This window comes from Dietzia sp. E1 (assembly GCF_014145015.1).
GTDB classification, from domain to species: Bacteria; Actinomycetota; Actinomycetes; order Mycobacteriales; family Mycobacteriaceae; genus Dietzia; species Dietzia cinnamea_A.
In genome coordinates this window covers 1-4,226 of sequence record NZ_JAALDU010000400.1, presented here as the reverse complement: position 1 = coordinate 4,226, position 4,226 = coordinate 1, and the positions used below count along the sequence as shown (strand labels likewise).

The 4,226-nt window shown below is 71.4% G+C and carries 3 protein-coding genes; 1 reads left to right on the top strand and 2 read right to left on the bottom strand.

Features of this window, described 5'->3' with window-relative positions; genetic code table 11:
- The coding region (locus tag G6030_RS12905; RefSeq protein ID WP_241724348.1) for a DUF3533 domain-containing protein at positions 1-1,131 on the bottom strand (1,131 nt) is incomplete at its 3' end.
- 186 nt (positions 1,132-1,317) lie between these two features.
- Between G6030_RS12905 and ilvD the strand changes: the two genes are divergently transcribed.
- A complete protein-coding gene (gene ilvD, locus G6030_RS12900; RefSeq protein ID WP_182643397.1) occupies positions 1,318-3,156 on the top strand; it encodes a dihydroxy-acid dehydratase in 1,839 nt (612 codons plus the stop codon).
- 77 nt (positions 3,157-3,233) lie between these two features.
- Here ilvD and G6030_RS16580 read toward each other — a convergent pair whose 3' ends face one another.
- Complete coding sequence (locus G6030_RS16580) at positions 3,234-4,064, bottom strand: DoxX family membrane protein (RefSeq protein ID WP_182643396.1); 831 nt, start codon at positions 4,062-4,064, stop codon at positions 3,234-3,236.
- Positions 4,065-4,226 lie beyond the last annotated feature (162 nt).

The following is a 4,226-nucleotide window of genomic DNA, read 5'->3' as shown; positions in this document are numbered from 1 at the left end:
CGGCTGGAGGTCGCCGATGGCGACGAAGACGGGCGGCAGCATCTGCGTGGGCGTCGCCCCGCCGGAGGTGGGGATCCCGAGCACCACGAACAGCACGAGGTTGACCAGCAGGCCGGCGTTGCCGATCGCGGCGATGATGGTGTGCGCGCAGACCCCCACCGCCACGATCACGAGGTTCGAGAACCAGAACATGTGCCACGGGTCGTACCCGCTGATGCCGAGGATGTCCGCCACCCACAGGCACAGAGCCGACACCAGCGGGGCGGTGACGAGCGTGACCGCCCACTTCCGCACGAGGGTCTGGACCCGGCCGAACGGCGCGACGTGGACGTGATGGGCGAACGGCCCGATCTCGAGCGGGATGAACCCGAGCCGGGCGTCCAACAGCGCTGAGATGATCATCGCGCCGGTGAACCCGGCCAGGATGACGACCAGCGCGTAGAACATCGGCAGCGACGCGTTGGAGACGCCCGCCGGCAGCGGATTCCACGCCGCGACATCGACCCGGATCGGGTCGCCGAGCGCGAGCTCCGCGGCAGCGTCGACCGCCCCGCCCTCCGCCTCGGCGAGGAGCTGGGCGTCCTCCACCAGACCCGGCCCGACACGCTCGCGGAACGACTCCCGCATCCGGTCGGCCATCGTGTTCATCACCTGGCCGGAGACGATCGACACCCGCGGTGAGTACTCCAGCTCCACGCGGGCGCGGTCCGGCACGGGCCCGCTGCGCCCCGCCTCCGTCGCGGCCGCCTCGACCAGCCCGACGACCCGCCGGCTGAGGTCAGCGGGTATCCGCAGGGCGCCGAAGTAGGTTCCGTCCCGCAGACCGGCCTCCGCGGTGGCGGGGTCGACCATGTGCAGCCGGACGGTGCCCCAGTCGTTGTTCTGGATGAGTCCTGCCGTGATGCGGGTTCCGACGTCGATCCGTCGCGGGCCGATCGGGGTCTCGAGCGTCGCCGCCTGATCCTCGTTCACGACGGCGACGGGGATGTGTCGGGCGTGGGCCTGCGGGTCCGCGGTGCCGCCGATGTACATGAAGGCCAGGAGGAAGAACAGGCCGCAGACGACCGCGACGGCTCCTGCCGAGTGCGAGACGAACTCCCGGATCCCGCCGGTGTGGCCGGAGTCGCTCATGTCCATCCCCCTTCTCGTCGTGGGCGGGCGGGCCCGGCGGCCGACCGTGAGAAGAGTAAACCCGCACCGGGGCGTATCGTGGGGAGGTCTCGGAGCGTCCGGGGCGCCGCCGTCGGCGCGTCCGGAACGCCCCCGCGGGCGAAGCCCCTCCGGCCGCCCGCCCCCTTCGAACCGGATCGAGGTCCCATGCCGCCCCTGAGGTCACGAACCAGTACCGCCGGACGCAACGCCGCGGGGGCGCGAGCCCTCTGGCGTGCGACCGGCATGACGGACTCTGACTTCGGCAAGCCGATCATCGCGATCGCCAACTCCTACACGCAGTTCGTGCCCGGCCACGTCCACCTGAAGAACGTGGGCGAGATCGTCGCGGAGCAGATCGCGGCGGCGGGCGGCGTGGCGCGTGAGTTCCACACCATCGCGGTCGACGACGGCATCGCCATGGGCCACGCCGGGATGCTGTACTCGCTTCCCAGCCGCGAGATCATCGCGGACTCGGTGGAGTACATGGTCAACGCCCACACGGCCGACGCGCTGGTGTGCATCTCCAACTGCGACAAGATCACGCCGGGCATGCTCAACGCGGCCATGCGGCTCAACATCCCCACAGTGTTCGTCTCGGGCGGGCCCATGGAGTCGGGCTTCTCGGTGGTCGTCGACGGGGTCGTCAAGGCCGGTTCGGACCTCATCACCGCGATCTCCGCCTCGGCGAACTCCGCCGTCGACGACGAGAACCTGGACGCCATCGAGCGGTCGGCCTGCCCGACCTGTGGGTCCTGCTCGGGCATGTTCACCGCCAACTCGATGAACTGTCTCACCGAGGCCCTCGGACTGTCCCTTCCGGGTAACGGCTCCACGCTGGCCACGCACAGTGCGCGCCGCGAGCTGTTCGCCGAGGCGGGTCGCCTCATCGTCGACCTGTGCACGCGCTACTACCGCGACGAGGACGACTCGGTGCTCCCCCGCTCGGTGGCCACCAAGTCGGCCTTCACCAACGCGATGGCGCTCGACGTCGCGATGGGTGGCTCCACCAACACGGTGCTGCACATCCTCGCCGCCGCGCAGGAGGGCGAGGTCGACTTCGACCTACACGACATCGAGGAGGTCTCCCGCCGGGTGCCGTGCCTGGCCAAGGTCGCCCCGAACTCGGACTACTACATGGAGCACGTCCACCGGGCCGGTGGCATCCCCGCGATCCTCGGCGAGCTGTACCGCGGTGGCCTGCTGGAGACCGACGTCCACTCGGTGCACTCGCCGTCGCTCGAGCAGTACATCGCCGACTGGGACATCCGCAGTGGCACGGCCACCGAGAAGGCCGTCGAGCTGTTCCACGCCGCCCCGGGCGGGGTGCGCACGATCGAGCCCTTCTCCACGGACAACCGCTGGGAGTCGCTCGACACCGACGCCGTGGGGGGCTGCATCCACTCCGTGGAGCACCCGGCGACCGCAGAGGGCGGCCTCGTCGTGCTGCGCGGGAACATCGCGCCCGACGGGTCGGTGTTCAAGACCGCGGGCGTATCGGAGGAGAACTTCCACTTCTCGGGTCCGGCCAGGGTGGTCGAGTCCCAGGAGGAGGCGGTGTCGGTGATCCTCAACAAGACGCTGCAGGCCGGTGAGGTCCTGGTGGTGCTGTACGAGGGGCCGGCCGGCGGCCCGGGGATGCAGGAGATGCTGCACCCGACCGCGTTCATCAAGGGCGCGGGCCTCGGCACGAAGTGCGCTCTCATCACCGACGGTCGGTTCTCGGGCGGGTCCTCCGGGCTGTCGATCGGTCACATCGCGCCCGAGGCCGCCTCGGGCGGCCCGATCGGCCTGGTGCGTGACGGCGACATCGTGACGATCGACGTGGCCACGCGGTCCATCTCGGTGGCGGTGGACGACGACGAGTTGGCCCGCCGCCGGGAGGAGAAGGGACCGCTGCCGTGGCGGCCGGCGAACCGGGACCGGAAGGTCTCGACCGCCCTGCGCGCGTACGCCTCGATGGCGTCGTCCGCGGACAAGGGCGCCGTCCGGATCCTGCCGGACTGATCGCGGATGCGGGCCGACCGCCGTCGAGTGGTCGGCCCGCGGCGACCGGCGCGGTCAGCCCGCGGTGACCGGTGCGGTCAGCCCGCGGTGACCGGTGCGCTGTCGGCGGACGAGGTCAACGGGTTGGTGCCGTTGAGGAAGTACCACAGGACGCCGGCCAGCACGAGGACGATCACCAGCCAGACGACCCCGCTGAACCGCGGGCGGTGCGACCATCCCCATCTGCGGTCGGCGGACCACCGGCCGGGACCGGTGAAGAGGAGCGTCAGCAGCGCCGCGGCGTAGAGGATCGACGGCTCGAGTCCCCGCGCGGTGTCGCTGAGCACGGGGACGGGGTCCGCTCCGGTCAACCTGACCGCGATGCCGAGCCCGACGATCCCGAGCAGCCCCGCCGCGGCGATGGGCGTGGCCAGCCCCACGACGAGCATGACCCCCGCGACGAGCTCGACGGCTCCACCGGCGATCGCCAGCGCGCGGGCCATGTCGAACCCGGAGTCGGCGAGCGTCTCCGTGAACCCGTCGATCCCCGGGCCACCGAACAGCCCGGCGAGCTTCTGCAGGCCGCGCATCGCCAGCAGGACGCCCACCACCAGACGGAGGACCAACAGGCCCAGGTCGATGGTCCCGCGCCTGCCGATCTCGTCCCGACGGGCGGGCGCGATGGTCGTCGGCTGCTCGCCGAACGGCAGCGGCGCGGACATGTCGTATCCACCCGACTCGGCGAACTGCGAGTAGTCGGTGCGACCGGCGGCCGGGAACGCGGTGGTGGCGGTGTCCCCCGCCCCGCCGCTCGCGCCCCTCCCCGCACCCGCCCCCGGGCCCGTGGTGCCGGGCACGTCGAGCGGGTAGTCGACGTCGTGGATGATCTCGGTACGGGCGTCGTCGTCGCCGCGCTTTGAGGAAGTCACCCCTCGACTGTAGGCCGGGGCCGCCGCGGGGACCCGTAGGACACGGCGCGCCGTAGTCTGGTCGGCATGAGATCGCTCGCGCTCGTCCTGGCGCTCACCGTCGCGCTGTCGGGCTGCGCGAGGTTCGACGATCGCCTCGAGGCCCCGTTCACGCCGGCACCG